At 33.4% G+C, this 22,916-nt stretch carries 25 protein-coding genes and 1 pseudogene; 24 read left to right on the forward strand and 2 right to left on the reverse strand.

Going from position 1 to position 22,916, the window contains the following annotated elements:
* Nucleotides 1-25: 25 nt before the first annotated feature.
* From JG776_RS05750 to JG776_RS05775, 7 genes and pseudogenes are all read left to right on the forward strand, one after another.
* A complete protein-coding gene (locus JG776_RS05750; RefSeq protein ID WP_291965536.1) occupies nucleotides 26-715 on the forward strand; it encodes an amino acid racemase in 690 nt (229 codons plus the stop codon).
* Between the two features lie 76 nt (nucleotides 716-791).
* Entirely contained in the window at nucleotides 792-962 is a 171-nt protein-coding gene (locus JG776_RS05755) for a Spo0E family sporulation regulatory protein-aspartic acid phosphatase (RefSeq protein WP_291965538.1), read from the forward strand.
* Between the two features lie 8 nt (nucleotides 963-970).
* A complete protein-coding gene (locus JG776_RS05760) occupies nucleotides 971-1,405 on the forward strand; it encodes an NUDIX domain-containing protein (protein WP_291965540.1) in 435 nt (144 codons plus the stop codon).
* 184 nt (nucleotides 1,406-1,589) lie between these two features.
* A complete protein-coding gene (locus JG776_RS12420; RefSeq protein WP_366934193.1) occupies nucleotides 1,590-1,799 on the forward strand; it encodes a hypothetical protein in 210 nt (69 codons plus the stop codon).
* An 89-nt stretch (nucleotides 1,800-1,888) separates the two neighbouring features.
* A pseudogene (gene yfcC, locus JG776_RS05765) lies at nucleotides 1,889-3,136 on the forward strand (putative basic amino acid antiporter YfcC).
* Nucleotides 3,137-3,559: 423 nt separating this feature from the next.
* Nucleotides 3,560-3,922, forward strand: coding sequence for a metalloregulator ArsR/SmtB family transcription factor (locus JG776_RS05770; RefSeq protein ID WP_291965542.1), 363 nt, complete (start codon nucleotides 3,560-3,562; stop codon nucleotides 3,920-3,922).
* A complete protein-coding gene (locus JG776_RS05775) occupies nucleotides 3,919-6,000 on the forward strand; it encodes a heavy metal translocating P-type ATPase (protein WP_291965544.1) in 2,082 nt (693 codons plus the stop codon). The genes JG776_RS05770 and JG776_RS05775 overlap by 4 nt, the downstream gene beginning before the upstream one ends.
* A 59-nt stretch (nucleotides 6,001-6,059) precedes the next feature.
* On the opposite strand, the gene JG776_RS05780 is transcribed toward JG776_RS05775, so the two are convergent.
* On the reverse strand, nucleotides 6,060-7,520 hold the full coding sequence (locus JG776_RS05780; RefSeq protein WP_291965546.1) for an aminoacyl-histidine dipeptidase: 1,461 nt from the start codon (nucleotides 7,518-7,520) through the stop codon (nucleotides 6,060-6,062).
* 200 nt (nucleotides 7,521-7,720) lie between these two features.
* On the opposite strand from JG776_RS05780, the gene JG776_RS05785 reads away from it, so the two are divergent.
* The 5 genes from JG776_RS05785 to JG776_RS05805 are packed head-to-tail and all read left to right on the forward strand — an operon-like array spanning nucleotide 7,721 to nucleotide 11,502.
* A complete protein-coding gene (locus JG776_RS05785) occupies nucleotides 7,721-7,981 on the forward strand; it encodes an HPr family phosphocarrier protein (RefSeq protein ID WP_291965548.1) in 261 nt (86 codons plus the stop codon).
* Between the two features lie 8 nt (nucleotides 7,982-7,989).
* Nucleotides 7,990-8,742 carry a DeoR/GlpR family DNA-binding transcription regulator gene (locus JG776_RS05790; RefSeq protein ID WP_291965550.1) on the forward strand — a complete coding sequence of 251 codons (753 nt, stop codon included), beginning with the start codon at nucleotides 7,990-7,992 and terminating at the stop codon, nucleotides 8,740-8,742.
* Between the two features lie 12 nt (nucleotides 8,743-8,754).
* On the forward strand, nucleotides 8,755-9,678 hold the full coding sequence (gene pfkB, locus JG776_RS05795; protein WP_291965553.1) for a 1-phosphofructokinase: 924 nt from the start codon (nucleotides 8,755-8,757) through the stop codon (nucleotides 9,676-9,678).
* 5 nt (nucleotides 9,679-9,683) lie between these two features.
* Nucleotides 9,684-10,130: a PTS sugar transporter subunit IIA gene (locus JG776_RS05800; protein ID WP_291965555.1), complete on the forward strand. Its 447-nt coding sequence runs from the start codon at nucleotides 9,684-9,686 to the stop codon at nucleotides 10,128-10,130.
* Between the two features lie 16 nt (nucleotides 10,131-10,146).
* On the forward strand, nucleotides 10,147-11,502 hold the full coding sequence (locus tag JG776_RS05805) for a PTS fructose transporter subunit IIC (protein WP_291965557.1): 1,356 nt from the start codon (nucleotides 10,147-10,149) through the stop codon (nucleotides 11,500-11,502).
* A gap of 23 nt (nucleotides 11,503-11,525) precedes the next feature.
* On the opposite strand, the gene JG776_RS05810 is transcribed toward JG776_RS05805, so the two are convergent.
* Entirely contained in the window at nucleotides 11,526-11,681 is a 156-nt protein-coding gene (locus JG776_RS05810; protein WP_291965559.1) for a DUF1540 domain-containing protein, read from the reverse strand.
* Nucleotides 11,682-11,825: 144 nt separating this feature from the next.
* Here JG776_RS05810 and JG776_RS05815 point away from each other — a divergent pair, with 144 nt between their 5' ends.
* From JG776_RS05815 to JG776_RS05870, 12 genes are all read left to right on the forward strand, one after another.
* Complete coding sequence (locus tag JG776_RS05815; protein ID WP_291965562.1) at nucleotides 11,826-12,524, forward strand: L,D-transpeptidase family protein; 699 nt, start codon at nucleotides 11,826-11,828, stop codon at nucleotides 12,522-12,524.
* Nucleotides 12,525-12,622: 98 nt separating this feature from the next.
* Entirely contained in the window at nucleotides 12,623-13,465 is an 843-nt protein-coding gene (gene cdaA / locus JG776_RS05820) for a diadenylate cyclase CdaA (RefSeq protein ID WP_291965564.1), read from the forward strand.
* Nucleotides 13,438-14,646 (forward strand): CdaR family protein, encoded by a 1,209-nt coding sequence (locus tag JG776_RS05825; RefSeq protein ID WP_291965566.1) that lies wholly within the window; start codon nucleotides 13,438-13,440, stop codon nucleotides 14,644-14,646. The genes cdaA and JG776_RS05825 overlap by 28 nt, the downstream gene beginning before the upstream one ends.
* A gap of 12 nt (nucleotides 14,647-14,658) precedes the next feature.
* Nucleotides 14,659-16,263, forward strand: coding sequence for an NAD(P)/FAD-dependent oxidoreductase (locus tag JG776_RS05830; protein ID WP_291965568.1), 1,605 nt, complete (start codon nucleotides 14,659-14,661; stop codon nucleotides 16,261-16,263).
* Between the two features lie 141 nt (nucleotides 16,264-16,404).
* Complete coding sequence (gene buk / locus JG776_RS05835) at nucleotides 16,405-17,487, forward strand: butyrate kinase (RefSeq protein ID WP_291965571.1); 1,083 nt, start codon at nucleotides 16,405-16,407, stop codon at nucleotides 17,485-17,487.
* Nucleotides 17,484-18,386: a phosphate butyryltransferase gene (ptb, locus tag JG776_RS05840; RefSeq protein ID WP_291965572.1), complete on the forward strand. Its 903-nt coding sequence runs from the start codon at nucleotides 17,484-17,486 to the stop codon at nucleotides 18,384-18,386. Before buk (JG776_RS05835) ends, ptb begins: the two co-directional genes overlap by 4 nt.
* An 18-nt stretch (nucleotides 18,387-18,404) precedes the next feature.
* Entirely contained in the window at nucleotides 18,405-19,472 is a 1,068-nt protein-coding gene (gene buk / locus JG776_RS05845; protein ID WP_291965574.1) for a butyrate kinase, read from the forward strand.
* 11 nt (nucleotides 19,473-19,483) lie between these two features.
* Nucleotides 19,484-20,164, forward strand: a complete 681-nt coding sequence (locus tag JG776_RS05850; RefSeq protein WP_291965576.1) for an ATP-binding protein — start codon at nucleotides 19,484-19,486, stop codon at nucleotides 20,162-20,164.
* Between the two features lie 25 nt (nucleotides 20,165-20,189).
* Nucleotides 20,190-20,399, forward strand: coding sequence for a 4Fe-4S binding protein (locus JG776_RS05855; protein ID WP_018661041.1), 210 nt, complete (start codon nucleotides 20,190-20,192; stop codon nucleotides 20,397-20,399).
* A gap of 23 nt (nucleotides 20,400-20,422) precedes the next feature.
* Nucleotides 20,423-21,493 (forward strand): 3-methyl-2-oxobutanoate dehydrogenase subunit VorB, encoded by a 1,071-nt coding sequence (locus JG776_RS05860; protein WP_291965581.1) that lies wholly within the window; start codon nucleotides 20,423-20,425, stop codon nucleotides 21,491-21,493.
* Nucleotides 21,493-22,245, forward strand: a complete 753-nt coding sequence (locus JG776_RS05865; protein WP_027307583.1) for a thiamine pyrophosphate-dependent enzyme — start codon at nucleotides 21,493-21,495, stop codon at nucleotides 22,243-22,245. The genes JG776_RS05860 and JG776_RS05865 overlap by 1 nt, the downstream gene beginning before the upstream one ends.
* Before the next feature lies 1 nt (nucleotide 22,246).
* A complete protein-coding gene (locus JG776_RS05870; protein WP_291965584.1) occupies nucleotides 22,247-22,777 on the forward strand; it encodes a 2-oxoacid:acceptor oxidoreductase family protein in 531 nt (176 codons plus the stop codon).
* The last annotated feature ends 139 nt before the right edge of the window (nucleotides 22,778-22,916 follow it).

The following is a 22,916-nucleotide window of genomic DNA, read 5'->3' on the forward strand; positions in this document are numbered from 1 at the left end:
AGTCTAAAGAAAGAAGGGAAGATAGATGAACGATAAGGTCATAGGTATAATCGGAGGAATGGGACCAGAAGCAACTGCAGATCTATTTATGAAAATAATTCAAAAAACAAAGGTTGAAAAGGATCAAGATCACTTTAGAATAATAATAGACAACAACCCTAAAATTCCAGATAGAACAAAGGCAATTTTATATGGTGGCGAAAGTCCAATAAATACACTCATAAATACTGCAAAGAATCTTGAAAAGGTTGGTGTGGATGTTGCATGTATTCCTTGTATGACATCGCACTATTTCATAGAAGAAATTCAAAACAGTGTGTCTTACCCTATAATAAATGCCTTTGATGTAGTGAGAGAATATATATTTAAGCATTATCCAAATGTTAAAAATATTGGTGTTTTAGCAACAACGGGAACAGTTAAAACTGGTATATTCAAAAAACACCTCGATTTTGCTAATGTTATATATCCATCTCCAACTATTCAGGAGGAAAAGGTGATGGAGGCAATATATGGCGAAAAGGGAATAAAAAGAGGTGTTAAAAACGAAATACCATTAAATTTATTAAAGAGTGCAGCAGAGCATTTAATTTCTCAAGGAGCAGAGCTTATAATACTTGGATGTACAGAAATAGGATTAGTTTTAAAACAAGAGCACGTTGAAGTACCTGTGATTGACCCTATGGATGTTTTGGCTGATGCACTTATAAAATAACAAAAAACGACAACACAATGCAGCAGTAATCCCCATCTTAGTTGTGGTAAAATACAATTGAGATGGGGTGATTTACGTGGACAAATATATACTAATGAAGGAAGTAGAAAAATTAAATCGAATGGTAGAATGGACTGATTATAATAAATTGCAAAATAATGACATTATAAAGCAAAGTCAAATAGTAGATAAACTAATAGTTGCATATATGAAGCAAATACACAATAAAATAACAGTAGCAAAGTAGGAGGAATTATGAAATTTCATAGAGCAGTTGCCGTATATATATTAAATACAAAAAATGAAATTTTATTACTTTATCACAAAAAACTAAATACGTATCTTCCGCCAGGTGGACACGTTGAAGAAGGGGAGTTAACTCACGTTGCAGCAGAAAGAGAAGCCCTTGAGGAGGCTGGCGTTAAAATTGAGTTTATTGATGTAAAAAATAATCTTGGTGATGAAAGGGCAACACCTTTACCAACTCCTTTTTTAGTTCAGCTTGAGGATATAGGAGACCATTATCACGAAGATTTTGTGTATTTAGCACGATCAAAAAGTGATAGGCTTATAAATAATGAAGGACACAAGGATATTGGATGGTTTTCAATTGATGAGGCCTATAAATTAGAATTGTTTGAAAATGTAAAAAAACAATTAGATTATATTAGAAAAATTATATGTGTTTAATCTAAAAAGTCCTCTTGTTAAGTCAGAGGGCTTTTTATTATGGTAACAGGTTTAATGGTTATATATGGATATTATTATAATTTATTCTATATCGAATATAAAAATTAAACTACATATAGGAATAAATATAATTTGGCATTTAATTTGCATATATTTAAAACAAGAATATTAAGGGGGGATTTATATGTTACAAAACCTACAGGTTGAAACTTCGACTGTAAAGAATAAGACGGTAAAGGTTCCACATACTTATGTAATCATCTTTATGGTAGTTTTACTTGCTTGGCTTCTTACATTTTTAGTTCCAGTTGGAAAGTTTGAAACTCAAGAGGTTAAGTACAAACAGGGAGAAAAGGAGAAGATGAAGACAGTTGTTAAAGCAGATAGTTTCTAATTAGTTTCCAATATGAAGTTGATGAATCAGGTAATGTAGTTAGAAAACCTGCAAAAATATGGGGAACAGAGGATACTGGCGGTTATGGTATGTTAAACTATGTATTTGAAGGTCTTGTAACAGGATATAAATGGGGTTCTGCAGTTGGTATAGTAGCATTTATACTTGTTATAGGCGGTGCGTTTGGAATTATTTTAAGAACAGGTGCAGTTGATTCAGGAATAATGTCAATGATAAAAGTAACAAAAGGAAAAGAATTTCTAATAATACCAGTTCTCTTTGTTTTATTCTCACTTGGTGGTGCAGTATTTGGAATGGGTGAAGAGACTATTCCATTTGCAATGATAGTTATACCTCTTGTAATAGCTTTAGGATATGATGCGGTTGTTGGTGTACTTATAACATATGTAGCAAGCCAGATTGGATTTGCAACATCTTGGATGAATCCATTTAGCATTGCTGTTGCACAGGGAGTTTCTGGAGTTCCTGTATTTTCAGGTGCAACCTTTAGAATAATAATGTGGATTGTATTTACCTTTGTAGGTTTAGTTTATACAATGGTTTATGTAAGCAAAGTTAAGAGGAATCCAGAATATTCAGTTTCTAAGGAAGCAAATGAGTACTTCAAAAAAGAGGCAATTAAAGAAGATGGAAAGCATGAATTTAATTTAGGACATAAATTAGTTCTTTTAACAATACTATTAGGAATAATTTGGGTTGTATGGGGCGTTACAAAGAAGGCTTATTACATTCCGGAGATTGCATCACAATTCTTTGTTATGGGACTTGTTTCAGGTATAATAGGTGTTATATTTAAACTAAATGATATGAAGGCAGATGACATTGCAACATCCTTCCAAAGAGGAGCAGCAGACTTAGTTGGAGCAGCACTTGTTGTTGGTATGGCAAAGGGAATATTAATAATACTTGGTGGTTCTGACCCTTCAACTCCAACAGTATTAAACACTATATTAAATGGAATGGGCAAAACTGTAGGACAATTAGGAGGAGCTTTTGCAGGTTAGTTTATGTATTTATTCCAATCAATATTCAACTTCTTTGTTGTATCAGGTTCAGGTCAAGCAACTCTAACAATGCCAATAATGGCTCCACTTTCAGACTTAGTTGGAGTTTCAAGACAGACTGCTGTACTTGCTTTCCAACTTGGTGATGGATTAACTAATGTTATAGTACCAACATCAGCTTGTTTAATAGGTGTTTTAGGTGTTGCAAGAATAGATTGGGGTAAATGGGCAAAATGGCAAATTAAGATGCAAGGATTTCTATTCTTATTAGGAACAATATTTGTTTTGATAGCACACTTTATAGGATTCTAATATGTGTATTTAAAAATTAGCAGAAGGTAAACTACATTTTCAGATTGATGACAAACCCATTTGTTAGCTAAAGTATGAAAAAGCCCCATGAAAGGATTTCAATTGGCTCTTTCATGAGCTTTAGCAATTATTGCTTTTCGACTTTGAAAAAGTCCGTAATTCGGCACAGGACGTGCTGAGCCGAGCGGCCATCAGGACGATGGCATCGCGAGGGTAGGACTTTTTCAAACAAAGAAAAGCTTAGAATTGCTTAAGCCGTAGAACCGATGCCTAAGAAATCCTTCATGGGGCTAATCATTACATAACTTTTCCAACAGGCTGAAAAAGTAAACTACCTTTTGCTAATTTTTGTTTGCATTTTATTGTAGATAGGTATATAATAATATATGAACAATTATTCATATATTCAAGTGAGGTGGTTTTATGGATAAAAAAATAGATATATGTTCTTGTAATGTAATACATCAAGAAGTGGTTAATGAGGTAAAAAATAATATGCCTGAGGAAGAATTGCTTTTCGATTTAGCAGAATTTTTTAAGGTCTTTGGTGATAGTACAAGAATTAAAATAATGTATGCACTTTTTGAACATGAGATGTGTGTATGTGATATAGCAGCACTTCTTAATATGTCTCAATCTGCAGTTTCACACCAGCTTAGGGTGTTAAAACAAGCAAGACTTGTTAAATATAGAAAGGAAGGAAAAGTGGTGTATTATTCCCTTGATGATGAACATATAAAAGACATTGTAAAAGAGGGGCTTGAACATATAAATGAAGGGAGATGAGGGATTTGAAATATGAATATTATTTAGAAGGTTTAGGCTGTGCAAATTGTGCAGCAAAAATGGAAAAAAGGATTAAAGAAATAGAAGGTGTAGAGTTCGCTTCTATTGATTTTGTGAATAAAAAGCTAATAATTGAAACAAAGAATGTTGAGTCTGTATCAAAGGAAGCTGAAAATATAATAAAAAGTATTGAATCACACGTCAATATGGTAAGCATAAATAATATTGATGATAGATTAGAGGAGAAAAGGGAGTTTAAATCACAATTTATACAATATTTAATTGGAGTTGTATTTTTCCTAATAATGATTTTTTCTAAAAATGAAAATCTAAAATTAACATTTGCTTTTATATCCTATATATTAGTTGGAGGAGATATTGTTTTTAAGGCCCTTAAAAATATTATAAAGGGACAAGTTTTTGATGAAAACTTTTTAATGACAGTTGCAACATTTGGAGCCTTTTTAATAGGAGAGTATCCCGAGGCAATATCAGTTATGCTTTTTTACAAGATAGGTGAAACTTTGCAGGATATGGCTGTTGATAAATCAAGGAAATCAATTAAAAACCTATTAAAGCTCAAGGCTGAATTTGCAAATCTTCTAAAGGACAATAAACCTATAAAAGTAAAGATAGAAGAATTAAAAATAGATGACATTATTCTTGTAAAGGCAGGAGAAAGAATACCTGTTGATGGAGTAGTTGTTGAAGGGGTAAGTTCATTAGATACATCAGCATTAACTGGAGAAACTATGCCATATTTTGTGAACGAGGGTAAAGAAGTTTTGTCAGGAAGTATAAACTTAGATGGAATAATAAAAGTTAAAGTTACAAAGCCATACAAAGATTCAACAGTAAAAAGAATATTAGATTTAGTTGAAAACGCAGCAGCAAATAAAGCAAAAACAGAAAACTTTATTACAAAGTTTGCAAGATACTATACTCCTATAGTAGTAGGTTTGTCCTTTTTACTTTCGGTGCTTCCACCTTTTTTAGGCTATGGTAGCTTTAAAGAATGGATATATAGAGCTTTAATATTCTTAGTTGTATCCTGTCCCTGTGCTCTTGTTATATCAATCCCACTTAGTTTCTTTAGTGGTATTGGGCTTGCATCAAAAAGGGGGATTTTGATTAAAGGAAGTAACTATATTGAAGTACTTTGTGATCTAAAAACCGTTGTTTTTGATAAAACAGGAACGTTAACGTTAGGAAAGTTTAAGGTGTCTGATATTGTGCCTATGAACGGCTTTAATAAAGAAGATGTGCTAAAGTATGCGGCATATGTAGAGAGCTTTTCCAACCATCCAATTGCGGTATCAATAGTAAAAGAATATGGAGAGTATATAGATAAAAATAAAGTAACTCAATTAAAGGAGATAGCTGGACAAGGTTTAATTGCAGTAGTAGAAGGTAAAAAAGTAATAGTTGGAAATTTAAATCTTATGAAGTTAAATGGGATAGAAGTTTTAGAAGAATTAAGTGGAACAGTGGTATTTGTAGCAGTTGAAGGAATTTTAGCAGGCTATATAATTATTTCAGATACAATAAAAGACTCCAGTAAACAAGTCATAGAAGCACTAAACAAATTAAATATAGATACAGTAATGTTAACAGGTGATAATAAAAACTCGGCAGAGAATGTAGCAGGACAATTGGGTATAAAACAATATTATTACGGGCTTCTTCCACAGGATAAGGTGGAAAGGTTTAACGAGATTAAGAAGGAAACTTCGGGAAAAGTTGCCTTTGTTGGCGATGGAATAAATGATGCACCGGTTCTTAAAATATCGGATGTAGGAATTGCAATGGGAGCATTAGGTCAAGATGCTGCAATAGAAGCAGCAGATATAGTAATTACAAATGATGAAATAGAAAAGGTTTATGAAGCAATTAATATTTCAAAATATACAAGGAAAATTGTTTGGCAAAATATTATATTGGCACTTTCTGTTAAAATATTGGTGTTAGCTTTAGCTGCTATAGGTTTATCTAATATGTGGGAGGCAGTTTTTGCAGATGTAGGGGTTGCATTACTTGCAGTATTGAATTCTCGACGAATACTAAAGATGAATAGATAACATTTAGATTATATGCCCCTTAAAGGATTTATTTAAATCATTTAAGGGGCATAATTATATTACTTAATTTCCTTTAAAACAGCAAGTAAATAATCCCACATTCTCTTTACAGATGATATGCTAATGTGTTCATCTGGTGTATGGACATCGTATAGATTAGGTCCAAAGGAAATCATATCAACATCTTCACCCAATTTTTCTTTAAACAGACCACATTCAACACCAGCGTGGATTGCAACTATTTCTGCGTCCTTTCCAAACATCCTCTTGTATACATCCATAAATAGCTGTCTTAGTTTTGAATCTGGGTCATATTGCCATTCTGGGTAGTCAGAATCTGCAACAAGTTCAGCACCTATAACTTCTGCAACCTTCTTGGCTTGGTTGAGTATATTATATTTTAAGCTTCTAACTGAACTTCTAACTGCAGATTGGAAAAGAATTTCATTTTCCTTTGTTTCTACTACACCAAGGTTAGTTGAACTTTCAACAAGCCCATCAATTGCCATACTCATTGTTTGTATTCCATTTGGGATAAGAACAAGTGATGCAATAACTTTATTTTTTGTATCCTCATCAAAGCATTTATTTATTTCTTTATCAATCTTTGAAACAAATACATTTACATTTGCATCTGAACTTCTAAGTTCATTCTTTAAAATCTTATCCCATTCGTTTATTTTATCTTGAAGCTTTTGAAGATGATTTTCGTTTATTAAAATAGTAGCATCGCATTCTCTTGGAATTGCATTCATTTTAGAACCACCGTTTATTTCGACTAAGTCAAAGTTTAATGCTTTTGAAAGATCATCTAAAATTCTTCCCATTATTTTGTTAGCGTTTCCTCTTCCTTTGTCTATTTCCATACCAGAGTGACCACCCTTAAGTCCTCTAATACTAATAGTATAGGCAGCCTTATTTTTGTCAGCGTCTACAAGGTTTGCCTTAACCTTATGAGTTGTTCTAACGCCACCTGCACAGCTAACAAGAAGCTTGCCTTCTTCTTCAGAGTCTATATTTATTAACATTTTTCCCTTTAGATTACTTCCATCAAGTGCCATTGCACCACCCATACCTGTTTCTTCTTCAACTGTTAAAAGAACTTCGATTGGTGGGTGAGGAATATCATTGGATGAGAGAATTGCAAGTGCATAAGCTATTGCTATACCATTATCTGCTCCAAGAGTTGTTCCGTTTGCGTATATGTAATCTCCATCTAATCTAAGTTGTATAGCATCCCTTTCAAAGTCGTGCCTTGTATCTTTGTTTTTTTCACAAACCATATCCATATGTCCTTGTATAATTACAGTTGGAGCATTTTCATATCCTTTTGTTCCAGACTTTTTGATTATTACATTTAGTGCTTTATCTTGAATAACCTCAAGGTTATGCTTTTTAGCAAAATCAACAAGATAGTCACTTATTGCCTTTTCGTTTCCTGAACCCCTTGGAATTTTGGATATTTCTTCGAAATATTCAAATACTAATTGTGGTTCTAATCCTCTTAAAACGTCAGCCATTTTATTACCTCCCTATAGGTTTTTTTATTACATAAATATTATATGAAAATAAAAAATATTAATCAATCTAATTATTTAGAAAAATTATAAAAATATATTGACTTCAAAATTCAGATAATTTATAATAAAAACAAACATAAACAAACAAAAACAAGCATAAAAAATAATAAAACGAACACAAATAAACAAGAGGTGAAGGAATGAAGGTTCTTAAATATACTTTTAAAACCGAAATGGCACTTCATGCAAGACCAACTACAATGATTATATCAGAGACAAATAAATTTAAATCTGATATAAGAATAGAAAAGGATAATATAAATGTAAATGCTAAGAGTTTAATAAGTGTTTTAAGCCTTGTGGTAGAAAAAGGGGATACTATTAAGATAGTTATAGAGGGTTCTGATGAGGAAGAGGCATATAATTCTATAAAAAATTTATTTGAAAGTTTAGAGAATTAGGTGATGTTATGTTTGCAGAGGAACGAAAAGCCAAAATACTTGAAATGATAAATTCAGGTAACAGTGTTAGAGTTTCAGAACTTTCAAGGTTGTTTAATGTATCAGAAGCAACAATCAGGAGAGATTTAATTGAACTTGAGCAGGCTGGTTGTATTGTAAGAACCCACGGAGGAGCTGTATCCAATACAAGCACAAATTTTGAACCTTCCTTTAAAGAAAAACAAGATAAATTTCTAAAGGAAAAGGAACAAATAGCTAAAAAGGCAGCTTCTTTAATAGAGGATGGAGATACAGTTACCATTGATTCAGGTACTACAACTCAGTTTATTTCAAAGTATTTAAATGCTAAGGGTGTAACAGTTGTTACAAACTCGGTTAATCTTGCAGATGAACTATCTGATAGGGAAGATGTTGAGGTAATAGTAACAGGTGGATTACTTAGAACAAAAACTAAGGCGATGGTTGGGCCTGTTGCTGAGGAAACGCTAAAAAAGCTTAAGGTTGATAAGCTCTTCTTAGGTGCCAATGGAATATCTATAAAATCTGGTGTAACAACTCCTAATATAGTTGAGGCCAATACTAAAAGAGTAATGATAGAAGGGGCGAAAGAGGTATTTTTATTAATAGATAGTTCTAAATTTGATGAGGTTAATTTTTCTTTAATATGTCCTGTGTCAAAAATAGATTATATCGTTACAGATAAGCTTCCTAAGGACTATGAAAAATATGAACATTTAGGTATAAAATTCATACTAATATAAGAAGGTGATAAATTGATTTTTACGGTAACTTTAAATCCAGCAATAGATAAAACAATTGTATTAGATAAACTTTTATTAGGACACGTAAATAGGAGTATTAGTACAAGGGATGATATAGGGGGAAAAGGAATAAACGTTGCAAAGGTTATAAAAAACTTAGGATATAATGTATGTGCATTAGGGTTTATTGGTAAGGAAAATAGCGATTATATATATAGGAAATTGAATAAATACGGGGTTTGCCACGATTTTATTGAGGTTGATGGAGAAACAAGGACAAATATTAAGATTGTTGAGAGGGAAGAAGGAATATTTACTGATATAAACCAATGTGGTTTTAGTGTGGATAATCTTGATTTAGAGAAGTTAATAAGAAAGCTTAAAAATAGAGTCAACAGAGAGGATGTTGTTGTTCTTTCAGGAAGCTTGCCTAAGGGAATTGAAAGTAATGTATATAAAGTTATTATAGAACAATTAAAACAAAAAGATGTAAAGATAATACTTGATGCAGAAGGACAAGCACTAAGATATGGTATAGAAGCTAATCCATATTTAATTAAACCTAATATTAATGAGTTAAAAACAATCGTAAGTTGTAGTGAAAACATAGAGGATATAAAGGAATCAGTTGAAGAATTTGTGAATAAGGGAATTATAGTTGCAGTATCTATGGGAGAAAATGGAGCATTGCTTTTTTCAAAGGAACAAAGTCTATATTCAAAACCATTAAAGGTAGATGTAAAAAGTACTGTTGGTGCAGGTGATTCAATGGTTGCAGCTTTTGCAATAGGGGTACACGAAAATATGCCTTTAGAGGATACATTTAGGTTAGCAATTGCTTCATCTACTGCAAAGGTAACTATGGAAGGTAGCCAAGCACCCGACAGAAAAGAAATACTAAAATATATAGAATTAGTAGAAATACAGAGGAGGTAACAAAAATGGAACTACAAAAAATCTTAGCACCAGAAAGAGTACAATTTAATCTAAAATCAAAATCAAAGATGGAGGTAATTGAAGAACTAATAGACATTCTATATAGAGACGGAAAAATAACAGATAAAGAGAAATTTAAAGAGGTGGTGATAAAGAGAGAAGAGGAATTTACTACAGGAATTGGAATGGGAGTTGCAATACCTCACGGAAAATCAGAATATGTTGTAGAACCAGCTTTAGTTTTTGGTATATCAAAAGAAGGTATTGATTATGATTCAATGGATGGAAAATTAGCACACATATTCTTTTTAATTGCAGTACCTAATAATGCAAATAATGAACATTTAACAATTTTAAGTATGCTTTCAAGAAAACTTATGTATGAAGATGTTAGGAATAAACTAATTAGTTCAAAAAGTTATGAAGATGTTATAAATGCATTTAAAGAATGATGAGGGGGAAGATATTATGAAACTTTTAGCAGTAACATCCTGCCCAACAGGAATTGCTCATACTTATATGGCTGCTGAAGCACTTAAGATAGCAGCTAAGGAACTTGAGGTTGAAATTAAAATAGAAACAAGAGGTTCGGTAGGAGTTGAAAATGAAATAACTGCAGAAGATGTAAAAGAGGCACATGCTGTTATAATTGCAGCTGATACAAAAATTGATAAATCAAAATTTAATGGGCTTCCAATGATTGAAGTTTCAGTAAAAGATGCTATAAAGGATGCAAAGGGATTAATTCAATCGGCAATGAAGCTTGAAAAGAAAAATACTTATGTTGACAAGGTGTTTGAAGCAAAGCAGGAAGAAAAGAAAAAAATTACAGGAGCATATAAGCATTTAATGACTGGTGTTTCATTTATGATTCCTTTTGTAGTTGCAGGTGGTATATTAATTGCTCTATCCTTTGCCTTTGGTATAAAGGCATTTGAACAAAAAGGAACACTTGCTGCTGCACTTATGGATATAGGTGGTGGGGGAGCATTTTCACTTATTGTACCTATATTAGCAGGATATATAGCATATTCAATAGCTGATAGACCAGGTCTTGTACCAGGTATGATAGGTGGTGTTCTTTCAAGTAAATTAGGTGCAGGTTTCTTAGGTGGTATTATTGCAGGTTTTGCGGCAGGTTATGTTGTAGAATTTTTAAAGAAAACAATTAAATTACCCAAAACTATGGAAGGTTTAATGCCTGTTTTAGTACTACCATTATTATCAACATTAATTGTTGGACTTGGTATGATATATGTAGTAGGTACTCCAGTTGCTTCTATAAATAAGGCAATGGAGGGCTGGTTGAATAGCTTAAGTGGAGGAAGTGCAGTAACTCTTGGAATAGTGTTAGGACTTATGATGGCCTTTGATATGGGTGGTCCAGTAAACAAAGCTGCTTACACTTTTGCAGTTGGTACATTAGCAGCAGGACAACCTTCAACTGTTATGGCAGCAGTAATGGCAGCTGGTATGGTACCACCACTTGGAGTATTTTTGGCGACAAGAATAGCAAAAAATAAATTTACAAAGGATGAAATAGAGGCAGGTAAAGCAGCATTTTTCCTTGGAATTTCATTCATAACAGAGGGTGCAATACCATTTGCTGCAGCTGATCCACTTAGAGTTATACCATCAATTATGGTCGGCTCAGCAGTAACAGGAGCCCTTTCAATGGCATTTAAATGTACACTTGCTGTACCACATGGAGGAATATTTGTTTTACCAATACCAAATGCAGTAGGTGGATTATTGTTGTACACATTATCAATAGTTATAGGTACTATAGTATCAGGTATAATGATAGCGGCACTTAAGAAGTAAAAATGGGACCAAAAGGTCCCATTTTATTTGCATTCAAAGCTTCCGCAGTCGGTTGCTTCTTTATCCTTTGCAGGATTATGATGGTTAACAACTTGAATTGAATTTAGTGTGCAATAGTTTTGGGCACCTGCATGATGCTTACAGTCACGTACGGTACATGAAATATTTTTGTTTAGCATAGATTTTACCTCCTATAACAAGGTTTTATTGTAATACTTATATCTTTTATTACAGGTATATTTTTAGTTAAAAAACTATAAAATATTCATTAATTTTTGCTCTTTTTCATATTTTATAATTAAGTGATTGTGTGGGGGGAGACGATGAAAAGGAGGTATATTGCACTTTTTATAATTGTGCTTATGTGCATTATAGTTGCAGTTGGTGGGACACTTATTTTTGTAAGAAGTGACAGTGTTTTTAAGAAAAACAAAAATTCAAGCTCAAGGTATTATATTTTTGTTGATATAACTATAAATAGACTTTATTTATATAAAGATAATGAACTTGTGAAAACTTATCCAGTAGCCTCAGGTCGTCCAAATACTCCATCGCCTATTGGAGTTTGGAAAATAATAAGCAAGGATACTTGGGGAGAAGGTTTTGGTGGAAGATGGATGGGTTTTAATGTTCCTTGGGGGAAATATGGTATACACGGAACAAATGAACCCTGGTCAATAGGGCACGATGAGTCTGAAGGATGTATAAGGATGTACAATAAGGATGTTAGGGAGTTATATAAAATAGTTCCAATAGGAACAACAGTAAGAATTTATGGAGGACCATATGGTCCTTTTGGAGAAGGGTTTAGAGTATTAAGACCTGGAGATAGAGGAGCTGATGTATATGAAGTTCAAAGGCTTTTAAAGGAAAAGGGATATTTTAAAGGTTATGTTAATGGAATTTATGGTGAGGATATGAAACAGGCAGTATTTAATTTTCAAAAAAAGAATGGTTTAAAGCAGAGCAATGAAATAGGTTATATTTTTTACGAAAAATTAGGAATTAAACTGATGGATTGATGGGCATGCTTTTTTATATGCATGCCTAAATTAATTATTCACACAGGATAATTTTGTATTATAATTAGTATATAAACACTATTAAGGGGTTGGCTGCTATGTTTGATTTAAATAGTATGTTTTCGATTATTAAACACGTAACAATCTTAAATGTAATTGACATTTTAATTGTTGCTTACATTTTCTATAAGCTGTTTACATTAATTAGAAAAACAAGAGCAGAACAGCTGGTAAAGGGACTTGTGTTTATATTATTAGTTATGAAGGTTAGCGAAATATTAGGATTTATAACTTTACATTGGCTAATTCAAAACACATTAACAGTAGGTTTAATTGCACTTATAATTATATTTCAGCCAGAACTTAGGAAGGCACTTGAGCACCTTGGAAGAAGCAAAATATTAAACAGAAGACTATTTGATAGTGATGAAGAGGTAGAAAAGGTTGTAAATGAAATTGTTGTTGCAGCAGATAATATGTCTAAGAGTAAGAGAGGAGCTTTGATTGTAATTGAGCAGGATACAGGTCTTAATGATTACGTAGAAAGCGGAACAGTAATTGATGGTGTTGTTTCATCACAGCTTTTAGAAAACATATTTGTTGAAAACACTCCACTTCACGATGGTGCTGTTATTATTAGAAAAGATAGAATTGTAGCTGCATCCTGTGTTTTACCATTGACTGAACAGTTTGTATCAAAGGAACTTGGTACAAGACATAGGGCTGCAATAGGTATAACAGAAACTTGTGATGCAATAGCAGTTGTTGTTTCAGAGGAAACAGGGATAATTTCAATATCTATTAATGGTAAGCTTGTTAGGGGGTATAATGCAGAAAGATTAAAAAAGGTTTTATATGGTGTATTAAAGAAAAATATAGAAATAGATACAACATTATTTAAGAGGGTGAAAATATGGCTGTCAAAGATAAACAGCAAATAATGGCAATAACAGCTTCTATTTTTATAGCTTTTATACTTTGGCTTTATGTTATGGGGGAAAAGAATCCAGTCTTAGTTAGAACAATTGAAGATATACCGGTTACTCTCTATAACACAGAAAATATAGCTCGCTCTAATTTGGTTATGTTGCCTGAACAAACCTTTACAATAAATCTTACTGTGAAAGGAAGAGCTCTTGATGTTTTTAAGGTGACTAAGGATGACTTTAAGGTAGAGGCTGATATGGGAGGTTATCTAAAGAGGGGAGATAACAACATACCAGTTGAGATAAGAAGAAAGCCCCAAGGTATTGAAGTTGTAAGTGAAGGTATTTTCCCGTATATAAGGGTAAAGCTTGATAACCTTGTTTCAAAAGCCTTTCCTGTTAATATAAATATAACAGGAATACCTAAACAAGGCTATGATAATTTAAAACCAGTTGTTAAACCATCTGAAATATTAGTAGTTGGACCAGAGGAATATATAAATAAAGTTAATTATGTTGAGGGCCGGGTGGATATAACTGGTGCGTTTTCTGATATAAGTAATTCAATAGTAGTAAAGCCCTATGATAGAGAAAGAAAACAAGTTTTAAATGTAGAAACAGATCCAAGGTATGTAGATGTGTTTGTAAGTATAAAATCAGCAAAGCAAGTACCTATAAAGGTAGTTACAAAAAATTCACTACCAAAGGGAAAGACGATAAAGTCCATAAATTTATCTGAACCTAATATATATATTTTAGGAGATTTAAATGTTTTAAATAATATAAAGCAGATAGAAACAAAACCTATAGATTTACAAAATATTAATCAAACTACATCAATACAGGTTGAACTTAATATCCCAAAGGGTATTTATCTAAAAAATAAAGAAAATAGCATATTAGTGGAATTAGCTGTAGAAAATATTATACAAAAGGAGATAAAACTTCCTATAAGCATACAAAATCAAAATGGAGAATATGTTTATAGTCCTTCTTCTGAAGAAGTTAATTTATTAATAAGAGGAAGTGAAAGTCAAGTAAACCAAATTGATTTAAATCAGTTTATAGCAGTTTTAGATGTATCTGAATTATCAGAAGGGGAATTTACTCTTCCAATAAAAATAATAAAACCTGAGCAATTTGAAATAGTAAGTAATGAACCAGAAAAGATAAAGATAAAAATAAGCAAAAGATAATGGAGGTATTGTATGACAATAAGAGTAAACAACATAAGAATTTCATTAGATGACAGTATAGATAAGGTTTTAGATATTGCCTGCAAGATGGCAAAGGTTAATAAGAAGGATATTTGGGATTATAAAATATTAAAGGAATCAATAGATGCAAGAAGAAAAAATAAGATAGATTTTGTTTATCAGGTTGAATTTAAATGTAATAATGAATCAAGGGTTGTAGCAAAGGCAAATTCTAAGGATGTATTATTAGATGATACATATCTTGATGAAAATTTCAACTTCGGAGATGAAAAATTGTTAAAGAGACCAATAATAGTTGGAACAGGACCGGCAGGGCTTTTTGTCGGTCTTATTTTAGCAAAAAACGGTTACAGACCAATTATTTTGGAAAGAGGATCAAGTGTTGAAAAAAGAACTAAAGATATACAAAACTTTTGGAATACTGGAGAATTGAATTTAGATAGTAATGTGCAGTTCGGTGAAGGTGGAGCAGGAACCTTTTCAGATGGAAAACTTACTACAAGAATAAAGGATACAAGAATAACTTATGTTCTTGAAGAGTTTGTAGAGGCAGGAGCTCCACCTGAAATAATGTATTCTGGTAAACCACATATAGGTACAGATATACTTCAGACGGTAGTAAAAAATATAAGGGAGAAAATAAAATCCTTTGGAGGAGAAGTTAAATTTGATTCAAAGGTAACAGATATAATAGTTAAAGACAATAAAATTAATGGTGTGATAGTTAACAATGAATATGAAATAGATTCGGATGTTGTTGTATTTGCAATAGGGCATAGTGCACGAGACACCTATGAAATGCTTCTAAAAAGAGGTGTTGAATTTGAACAAAAACCCTTTGCAATAGGCGTTAGAATCGAACATCTTCAGAGTATGATTGATGAAAATCAATACGGAAAATTTGCAAAACATCCGAAGCTTAAAGCCGCAGACTATAGACTTACCTTTACAAGTAAAACATATGGAAGACCTTGTTATAGTTTTTGTATGTGCCCAGGAGGAACAGTTGTAGCAGCAGCATCAGAGGAAAATAGGCTTGTAACAAATGGTATGAGTGAATATAAAAGGGATAAGGATAATGCAAATAGTGCTATAGTTGTGGGAGTAGGCTCTCCTGACTTTGCAAGTTCACATCCCCTTGCTGGAATGGAGTTTCAAAGATATTATGAAGAATTAGCGTATAAAGTAGGTGGAGGAGGGTATGTCGCTCCTATACAACTTGTTGGTGATTTTCTAAAGGATGAGGTTTCTAAGAAACTTGGTAAAGTTAAACCAAGTTATACAAGAGGATATAAGTTTGCAAATTTAAGTGATTGTTTGCCTAATTATGTTATAGGTGTTTTAAAAGAGGCACTATATGATTTTGATAAAAAAATAAAAGGTTTTGCAAGTTATGATGCAATTATAACTGGAATTGAAACAAGAACTTCAGCACCTGTAAAGATTATAAGAATGGAAAATTTCGAATCCAGTACAATAAAAGGTCTATATCCATCAGGTGAAGGGGCAGGATATGCTGGTGGAATAATGTCTGCTGCAGTTGATGGAATAAAAACAGCTGAAAAAATAATGCAAAAATATGCACCAATTGAATAAAAAAGGTATACTAATTTGTTAAATATGCATAATAAATTTTAAATATTTTTGTTGCAAATATGGGGCATTATACAGTAAAATAAGAATAGATAAAGTTTTTAGAAAATTATAATATAAATTTCAAATAGGGGTGGAGTTTTTATGAGGGGACTAATTCTTGCAATAAATCCAGGGTCAACGTCGACAAAAATTGCAATATTCCAAAAAGATGTGAAGGTAAAACAAACGAATATCACTCATGATGCAACAGAACTTGCAAAATATGAAAAAATTGCAGACCAGTTTGATTTTAGAAAAAAACAAATTTTAGAGTATTTAAAGGAAGAGGGTATAAACATAGAGGCTTTTGATTGTATTGTGGGACGTGGTGGACTTTTAAGACCTATGCCATCTGGTACATATAAAGTTACTGATAAAATGATTGAGGATTTAAAAGTAGGTTATCAAGGGGAACATGCTTCTAATTTAGGGGGAATAATAGCAAAGTCCATAGCAGACGAAATAGGAAAAGAAGCCTTTATAGTTGACCCTGTTGCAGTTGATGAGTTTGAGGAAATAGCAAGAATTTCAGGTATACCAGAAATTAAAAGAAGGTCCCTTGTTCATGCTTTAAACATTAAAGCTGTATCAAGAAGGGTAGCAAAGGATTTAGGAAAAAATTTAGATGATTGCAACTTTATAGTAGCACATTTAGGCGGAGGAATATCTGTTGCACCTTTAAAAAAAGGGAAAATAGTAGATGTTAATAACGCAAATGAAAGTGGGCCCTTTTCACCAGAGAGGTGTGGACAGGTACCTGTTGGTGATTTAGTTAAGCTTGCTTTTTCGGGTAAATATACTCAAAAAGAATTAAAAAAGAAGATGGTAGGTCAGGCAGGACTTGTGGGGTATTTAGGTACAAATGATGCACGTGTTGTAGAAGAGATGATTAAAAATAGTGATAAAAAGGCAAAACTAATATTTGAGGCTATGTGTTATCAAATAGGAAAAGAAATAGGTGCAGCAAGTACAGTTTTATTTGGAAATGTTGAGAAAATAATTTTAACTGGTGGTTTGGCATATTCAAAAAGACTTGTAGAATACATAACTGATATGGTTAAGTTTATAGCAGATGTTGTAGTAATTCCGGGAGAAGATGAAATGCAGGCCTTAGCAGAAGGTGCCTATAGAGTCTTAATAGGTGAAGAGATGGCTAAAATTTATGAAGAAGAGGTGAAAATATGATAAGGACCTTTGATGAAATTTTAAACAAAGTTAAATGTGGTGAGAGAAAAAAGATTGCAGTTGCAGTTGCACAAGATGAGCCAGTTTTAGAGGCAGTAAGAGATGCAAAGAATATGGGACTTGCAGATGCAATTTTAGTTGGAGATAAGGAAAAAATTCAAGAGATAGCAAATACATTAGGAATTAATTTAGACGATTTTGAAGTAATTGATGAGAAGGACAATTCAAAGGCTGCTATGAAGGCAGTTGAACTTGTATCAACTAAGAAGGCAGATATGTTAATGAAGGGGCTAATAGATACTGCAACCTTTTTAAGAGCAGTTCTTGATAAAGAAAAGGGATTAAGGACAGGAAGAGTACTATCACACGTTGCTGTGTTTGAAGTTCCAGCACTTCAAAGAATACTTCTTGTAACAGATGCTGCAATGAATATAGCACCAGATTTAAATACTAAAAAACAAATACTTGAAAATGCTGTAAAGGTAGCACATGCAATTGGAATTGAAGTTCCAAAGGTTGCACCTGTATGTGCAGTTGAGGTTGTAAACCCAGATATGCAGCCAACTCTCGATGCAGCAGCTCTATCAAAGATGAATGATAGAGGACAAATAAAGGGATGTATAGTTGATGGACCGCTTGCAATAGATAATGCTCTATCAGAGGAAGCAGCAAAGCACAAGGGAATTAAGAGTCCAGTTGCAGGTCAGGCAGATATTATACTTGTTCCAAATATCGAAACAGGTAATGTTATGTACAAGACATTGACATATACTGCAAATGCGAAGAATGGAGGAATTCTTGTTGGGGCAGCAGCACCAGTAATATTAACTTCAAGAGCTGACAGTAATGAAAGTAAGCTTTATTCAATAGCTCTTGCGTGCCTTGTTGCTTGTCTATAATTAAAAGGAGGATGTACTATGTATAGAATGCTAATAATAAACCCTGGTTCTACATCAACTAAAATAGCAGTTTATGATGATTTAAACCCAGTATTTGTAGAAACATTAAGACATTCAGCAGAAGAATTAGCACCCTATGCAACTATATTTGATCAATATGAATTTAGAAAGAATGTTATTATAAAGGCAGTTGAAGAAAAGGGAATAGATTTAGGCACATTAAATGCAGTAGTTGGACGTGGAGGACTTTTAAAACCAATTGAGGGCGGAACATATGCAGTAAATGAAAATATGCTTGAGGATTTAAAAATAGGTGTACAAGGACAGCACGCTTCAAATTTAGGTGGAGTAATTGCATTTGAAATAGCTAAAAAATATAATATACCTTCCTTTATAGTTGACCCTGTTGTGGTTGATGAAATGCAGGATGTTGCAAGAATATCAGGTATGCCAGAGATTGAAAGAAAGAGTATATTCCACGCATTAAATCAAAAGGCTGTTGCAAAAAGGTATGCTAAGGAAAAAGGTGTAAAATACGAAGATCTAAATCTTATAGTTGCTCATATGGGTGGTGGAATTTCAGTTGGAGCTCATAAAAAAGGAAGAGTTGTTGATGTAAATAATGCACTCGATGGGGAAGGCCCCTTCTCGCCTGAAAGATCAGGAGGACTTCCAGTAGGAGACCTTGTTAAGATGTGCTTCTCAGGAAAATATACACAAGATGAAATAAAGAAGAAGATTACAGGCAAAGGTGGACTTGTTGCATACCTTGGAACAAATGATGGTAGAGAAGTAAAGAAGATGATGGACGAAGGTAACAAGGAAGCAGAACTTATATACAAGGCTATGGCCTATCAAGTGGCTAAGGAAATAGGAAGTTGTGCAGCGGTCTTAAAGGGTGAAGTAGATGCTATAATATTAACAGGAGGACTTGCATACGGGGAAGAGTATGTAAGCTGGATAAAGGAAAGAATAAGCTTTATTGCACCAGTTGTGGTATATCCAGGAGAAGATGAAATGCTTGCACTTGCTGAAGGTGGACTTAGAGTGTTAAAAGGAGAAGAAGCAGCTAAGGAATATAAATAGGATGTGATTATATGGAAACAAGAATTAGAATATTTACTGGACATTTTGGAAGCGGCAAAACTGAAATTTCAATAAACTATGCTATAAAACTTAGAAATGAAGGTAAGAAGGTATGTATAGCAGACCTTGATATAGTAAACCCTTACTTTTGTACAAGGGATGAAAAGGATTATCTTGAAAGCTTAGGAATAAGGGTTATAGCAACACCTAAAGAGATGGCAAATGCAGAACTTGGAACAATTCCACTTGAAACATTATCTGTATTTAATGACAAAAGCTATGATGTGGTTCTTGATGTTGGTGGTGATGACCAAGGGGCTGTTGCCCTTGGTCAATATAACAGATACTTTAATATGGAAGACTATGATATGTACTTTGTAATAAATACCACAAGACCATTTACAAAGGATGTTGATGGAATTTTAGAGTATATTAGGGACATTGAAGCCGCATCAAGGCTTAAAGTAAAGTATTTGATTAATAATTCCAACTTATCCTATGAAACAAAAATTGAGGATATACTAAATGGTCAAAATATTGTGGAAGAAGTATCAAAGAAGACTAATATACCAATCAAATATACAGTTGTTAGAGAAGATTTAGTAGAAGAAGTAAAGGACAAAATTAAAAACGAGATATTCCCAATCAAGATATTTATGCTCCCTCCTTGGAGAAAATATCTTGATGAATAAATAATTATAAAATAGGAGGTAGACTATGGGAAAGGTAACTTTTAGAGAAGAAAGATGCAAAGGCTGTGGACTTTGTATCGAAGTTTGCCCTGTAAAAATAATTGAATTTGATGAAAAACTAAACACGAAGGGATATCATCCAGCAACTGTAAAGGGAGATAATATGCAAAAGTGTATCGCTTGTGCATCTTGTGCAAGAATATGTCCTGATGTAGTAATAAAGGTTGAAAAATAAAGGGTTTAAGGAGGTAAGCTTAGATGGCTGATAAGGTTTTAATGAAGGGAAATGAAGCGATAGGTGAAGCTGCCATTCACGCAGGATGCCAATGTTTCTTTGGATATCCTATAACACCACAAACAGAAGTTGCAGCTTATATGGCAAGGAGAATGCCAAAGGTAGGAAGAGTTTTCCTACAAGCAGAAAGTGAAGTAGCAGCAATAAATATGGTTTATGGTGCTGCAGGTGCAGGAGTTAGAGTAATGACTTCTTCATCAAGCCCAGGTATAAGCTTAAAGGCAGAAGGTATATCATATATAGCAGGTGCAGAGCTTCCTTGCGTAATTATTAATATAGTTCGTGGAGGCCCAGGACTTGGAGGTATACAACCAGCACAATCAGATTACTTCCAAGCAACTAAGGGTGGTGGACACGGAGACTACAGATTAGTAGTGTTTGCTCCAGCATCAGTTCAGGAAATGGTTGATCTTGTTCAAGATGCCTTTGATGTTGCAGACAAGTATAGAAATCCTGTTATGGTTATGGGAGATGGTATGCTTGGACAAATGATGGAACCAGTTGAATTTAAGGAAAGACCAAAGAAGGAACTTCCAGAAAAGACTTGGGCTGCAAATGGGTTAAAGGGAAGAGAAAAACATAATGTAATAAATTCTCTTTTCCTAAAGCCAGAAGAACTTGAAGCACATAACAATAAACTTCAAGAAAAATATAGAGAGATTGAAAAGAATGAAGTTAGATATGAATTATACAATTGTGATGAAGAAATGGATCTTGTTATAGTATCATATGGTACGTTATCAAGAATATGCAAAAATGCTATAAAGATGCTAAAGAAGGAAGGTATAAATGTTGGCTTAATTAGACCAATAACTTTATGGCCATATCCAGTTGAAGCCTTTGATAAGGTTATAGATAAGACTAAGAATGGATTTATTTCAGTTGAAATGAGCTGTGGACAAATGCTTGAGGATGTTCAGCTTGCAGTTAATGGTAGAAAACCAGTTCACTTCTATGGAAGAAGTGGTGGTATGGTTCCAACTCCAGCTGAAATAGCAAACAAGATAAAGGGAATTGTAGGAGGTGCAAAATAATGACAGTAGTATTTGATAGACCAAAGGCATTACTTGATGTGCCAACTCACTATTGTCCTGGATGTACACACGGTGTTATCCATAGATTAGTTGCAGAAGTAATTGATGAACTTGGAATACTTGATAAGACTATAGGTGTTGCACCTGTTGGATGTTCAGTTCTTGCTTATGATTATTTTGCTTGTGATATGTATGAAGCTGCACACGGAAGAGCACCAGCTGTTGCAACAGGAATAAAAAGAGCAGTACCAGACAGCGTTGTATTTACATATCAAGGAGATGGTGACCTTGCAGCTATAGGTACAGCTGAAATAGTTCATGCTGCAGCAAGAGGTGAAAAAATAACAACAATATTTGTTAACAATGCCATTTATGGTATGACTGGTGGACAAATGGCACCTACTACACTCCCAGGTCAAGTAACAGAAACTTCACCATACGGAAGAGATGTAAAGACAGCAGGATATCCAATTAGGGTATCAGAAATGATTTCAACTTTAGATGGTGCAGTATATGTTGAAAGAGTTTCAGTCGATAGCGTTCCAAATATAATAAAGGCTAAAAAAGCAATTAAGAAGGCATTTGAAATACAACTTCAAGGATTAGGATTCTCCCTTGTAGAAGTATTATCAATATGTCCAACAAACTGGGGATTATCACCAAATGAATCAGTTAAGTGGCTAAGAGACAATATGATTCCGTACTATCCACTTGGAGTTAAGAAGGATGCAACTACAGGGGAGGTGAAGTAATATGGCAAATCAAGAAATTATATTTGCTGGATTTGGAGGACAAGGAATTCTTTCAATGGGTAAATTTTTGGCATATGCAGGACTGGAAGAAAACTTAAATGTTTCTTGGTTCCCATCATATGGGCCAGAAATGCGTGGAGGTACTTCAAACTGTTCAGTTATACTTTCAGATGAACCAGTAGGTTCACCACTTGTTGTTGATGCAACAACAGTAGTTGTTATGAATAGACCATCACTTGATAAATTCGAAAGTCACGTTGTGAAGGGTGGATTATTAATAATAGACAGTGACCTTGTAAACCGAGAACCAGAAAGAACAGATATAGAAATTATAAAAATACCTGCTCAAAAGATAGCAGAAGAAGTAGGTTCAAAGAAGATCGCAAATATGGTTCTGCTTGGAGCACTTGTTGAAAAGACTAAGATAGTAAAGATGGAATCACTTCTTAAGGCACTAAAGGAACACGGAAAAGAACAATTCTATGAATTAAATAAAAAGGCTCTTGAAAGAGGAGCAGAGTTTGGAAGATAATAAAAAGGCTGCATTTTGCAGCCTTTTTATCTTTTTATAAAGGCTCTTTGTCAATTGTTGGGGCGGGTATTCGGTTAGAATGCCTGTCCTATCTTGTTTGAGAGTTATTTTAGAAAGATAAGTTAGATTGGGGAGAGTA

Origin of the sequence: Caloramator sp. (genome assembly GCF_020054765.1) — a bacterium.
Classification (GTDB): Bacteria; Bacillota; Clostridia; order Clostridiales; family Caloramatoraceae; genus Thermobrachium; species Thermobrachium proteoclasticum.

Excerpts from the sequence above, each read along its gene's own strand:
- JG776_RS05790 (WP_291965550.1), top strand. The coding sequence starts at position 7,990 with ATGTTTGCAGAGGAACGAAAAGCCAAAATACTTGAAATGATAAATTCA.
- JG776_RS05825 (WP_291965566.1), top strand. The coding sequence starts at position 13,438 with ATGGCTGTCAAAGATAAACAGCAAATAATGGCAATAACAGCTTCTATT.
- JG776_RS05780 (WP_291965546.1), bottom strand. The coding sequence starts at position 7,520 with ATGGCTGACGTTTTAAGAGGATTAGAACCACAATTAGTATTTGAATAT.
- JG776_RS05815 (WP_291965562.1), top strand. The coding sequence starts at position 11,826 with ATGAAAAGGAGGTATATTGCACTTTTTATAATTGTGCTTATGTGCATT.
- JG776_RS12420 (WP_366934193.1), top strand. The coding sequence starts at position 1,590 with ATGTTACAAAACCTACAGGTTGAAACTTCGACTGTAAAGAATAAGACG.
- buk (WP_291965571.1), top strand. The coding sequence starts at position 16,405 with ATGAGGGGACTAATTCTTGCAATAAATCCAGGGTCAACGTCGACAAAA.
- JG776_RS05855 (WP_018661041.1), top strand. The coding sequence starts at position 20,190 with ATGGGAAAGGTAACTTTTAGAGAAGAAAGATGCAAAGGCTGTGGACTT.
- JG776_RS05770 (WP_291965542.1), top strand. The coding sequence starts at position 3,560 with ATGGATAAAAAAATAGATATATGTTCTTGTAATGTAATACATCAAGAA.
- cdaA (WP_291965564.1), top strand. The coding sequence starts at position 12,623 with ATGTTTGATTTAAATAGTATGTTTTCGATTATTAAACACGTAACAATC.
- JG776_RS05870 (WP_291965584.1), top strand. The coding sequence starts at position 22,247 with ATGGCAAATCAAGAAATTATATTTGCTGGATTTGGAGGACAAGGAATT.
- ptb (WP_291965572.1), top strand. The coding sequence starts at position 17,484 with ATGATAAGGACCTTTGATGAAATTTTAAACAAAGTTAAATGTGGTGAG.
- JG776_RS05865 (WP_027307583.1), top strand. The coding sequence starts at position 21,493 with ATGACAGTAGTATTTGATAGACCAAAGGCATTACTTGATGTGCCAACT.
- buk (WP_291965574.1), top strand. The coding sequence starts at position 18,405 with ATGTATAGAATGCTAATAATAAACCCTGGTTCTACATCAACTAAAATA.
- JG776_RS05860 (WP_291965581.1), top strand. The coding sequence starts at position 20,423 with ATGGCTGATAAGGTTTTAATGAAGGGAAATGAAGCGATAGGTGAAGCT.
- JG776_RS05805 (WP_291965557.1), top strand. The coding sequence starts at position 10,147 with ATGAAACTTTTAGCAGTAACATCCTGCCCAACAGGAATTGCTCATACT.
- JG776_RS05810 (WP_291965559.1), bottom strand. The coding sequence starts at position 11,681 with ATGCTAAACAAAAATATTTCATGTACCGTACGTGACTGTAAGCATCAT.
- JG776_RS05760 (WP_291965540.1), top strand. The coding sequence starts at position 971 with ATGAAATTTCATAGAGCAGTTGCCGTATATATATTAAATACAAAAAAT.
- JG776_RS05785 (WP_291965548.1), top strand. The coding sequence starts at position 7,721 with ATGAAGGTTCTTAAATATACTTTTAAAACCGAAATGGCACTTCATGCA.
- JG776_RS05775 (WP_291965544.1), top strand. The coding sequence starts at position 3,919 with ATGAGGGATTTGAAATATGAATATTATTTAGAAGGTTTAGGCTGTGCA.
- JG776_RS05830 (WP_291965568.1), top strand. The coding sequence starts at position 14,659 with ATGACAATAAGAGTAAACAACATAAGAATTTCATTAGATGACAGTATA.
- JG776_RS05850 (WP_291965576.1), top strand. The coding sequence starts at position 19,484 with ATGGAAACAAGAATTAGAATATTTACTGGACATTTTGGAAGCGGCAAA.
- JG776_RS05800 (WP_291965555.1), top strand. The coding sequence starts at position 9,684 with ATGGAACTACAAAAAATCTTAGCACCAGAAAGAGTACAATTTAATCTA.
- JG776_RS05750 (WP_291965536.1), top strand. The coding sequence starts at position 26 with ATGAACGATAAGGTCATAGGTATAATCGGAGGAATGGGACCAGAAGCA.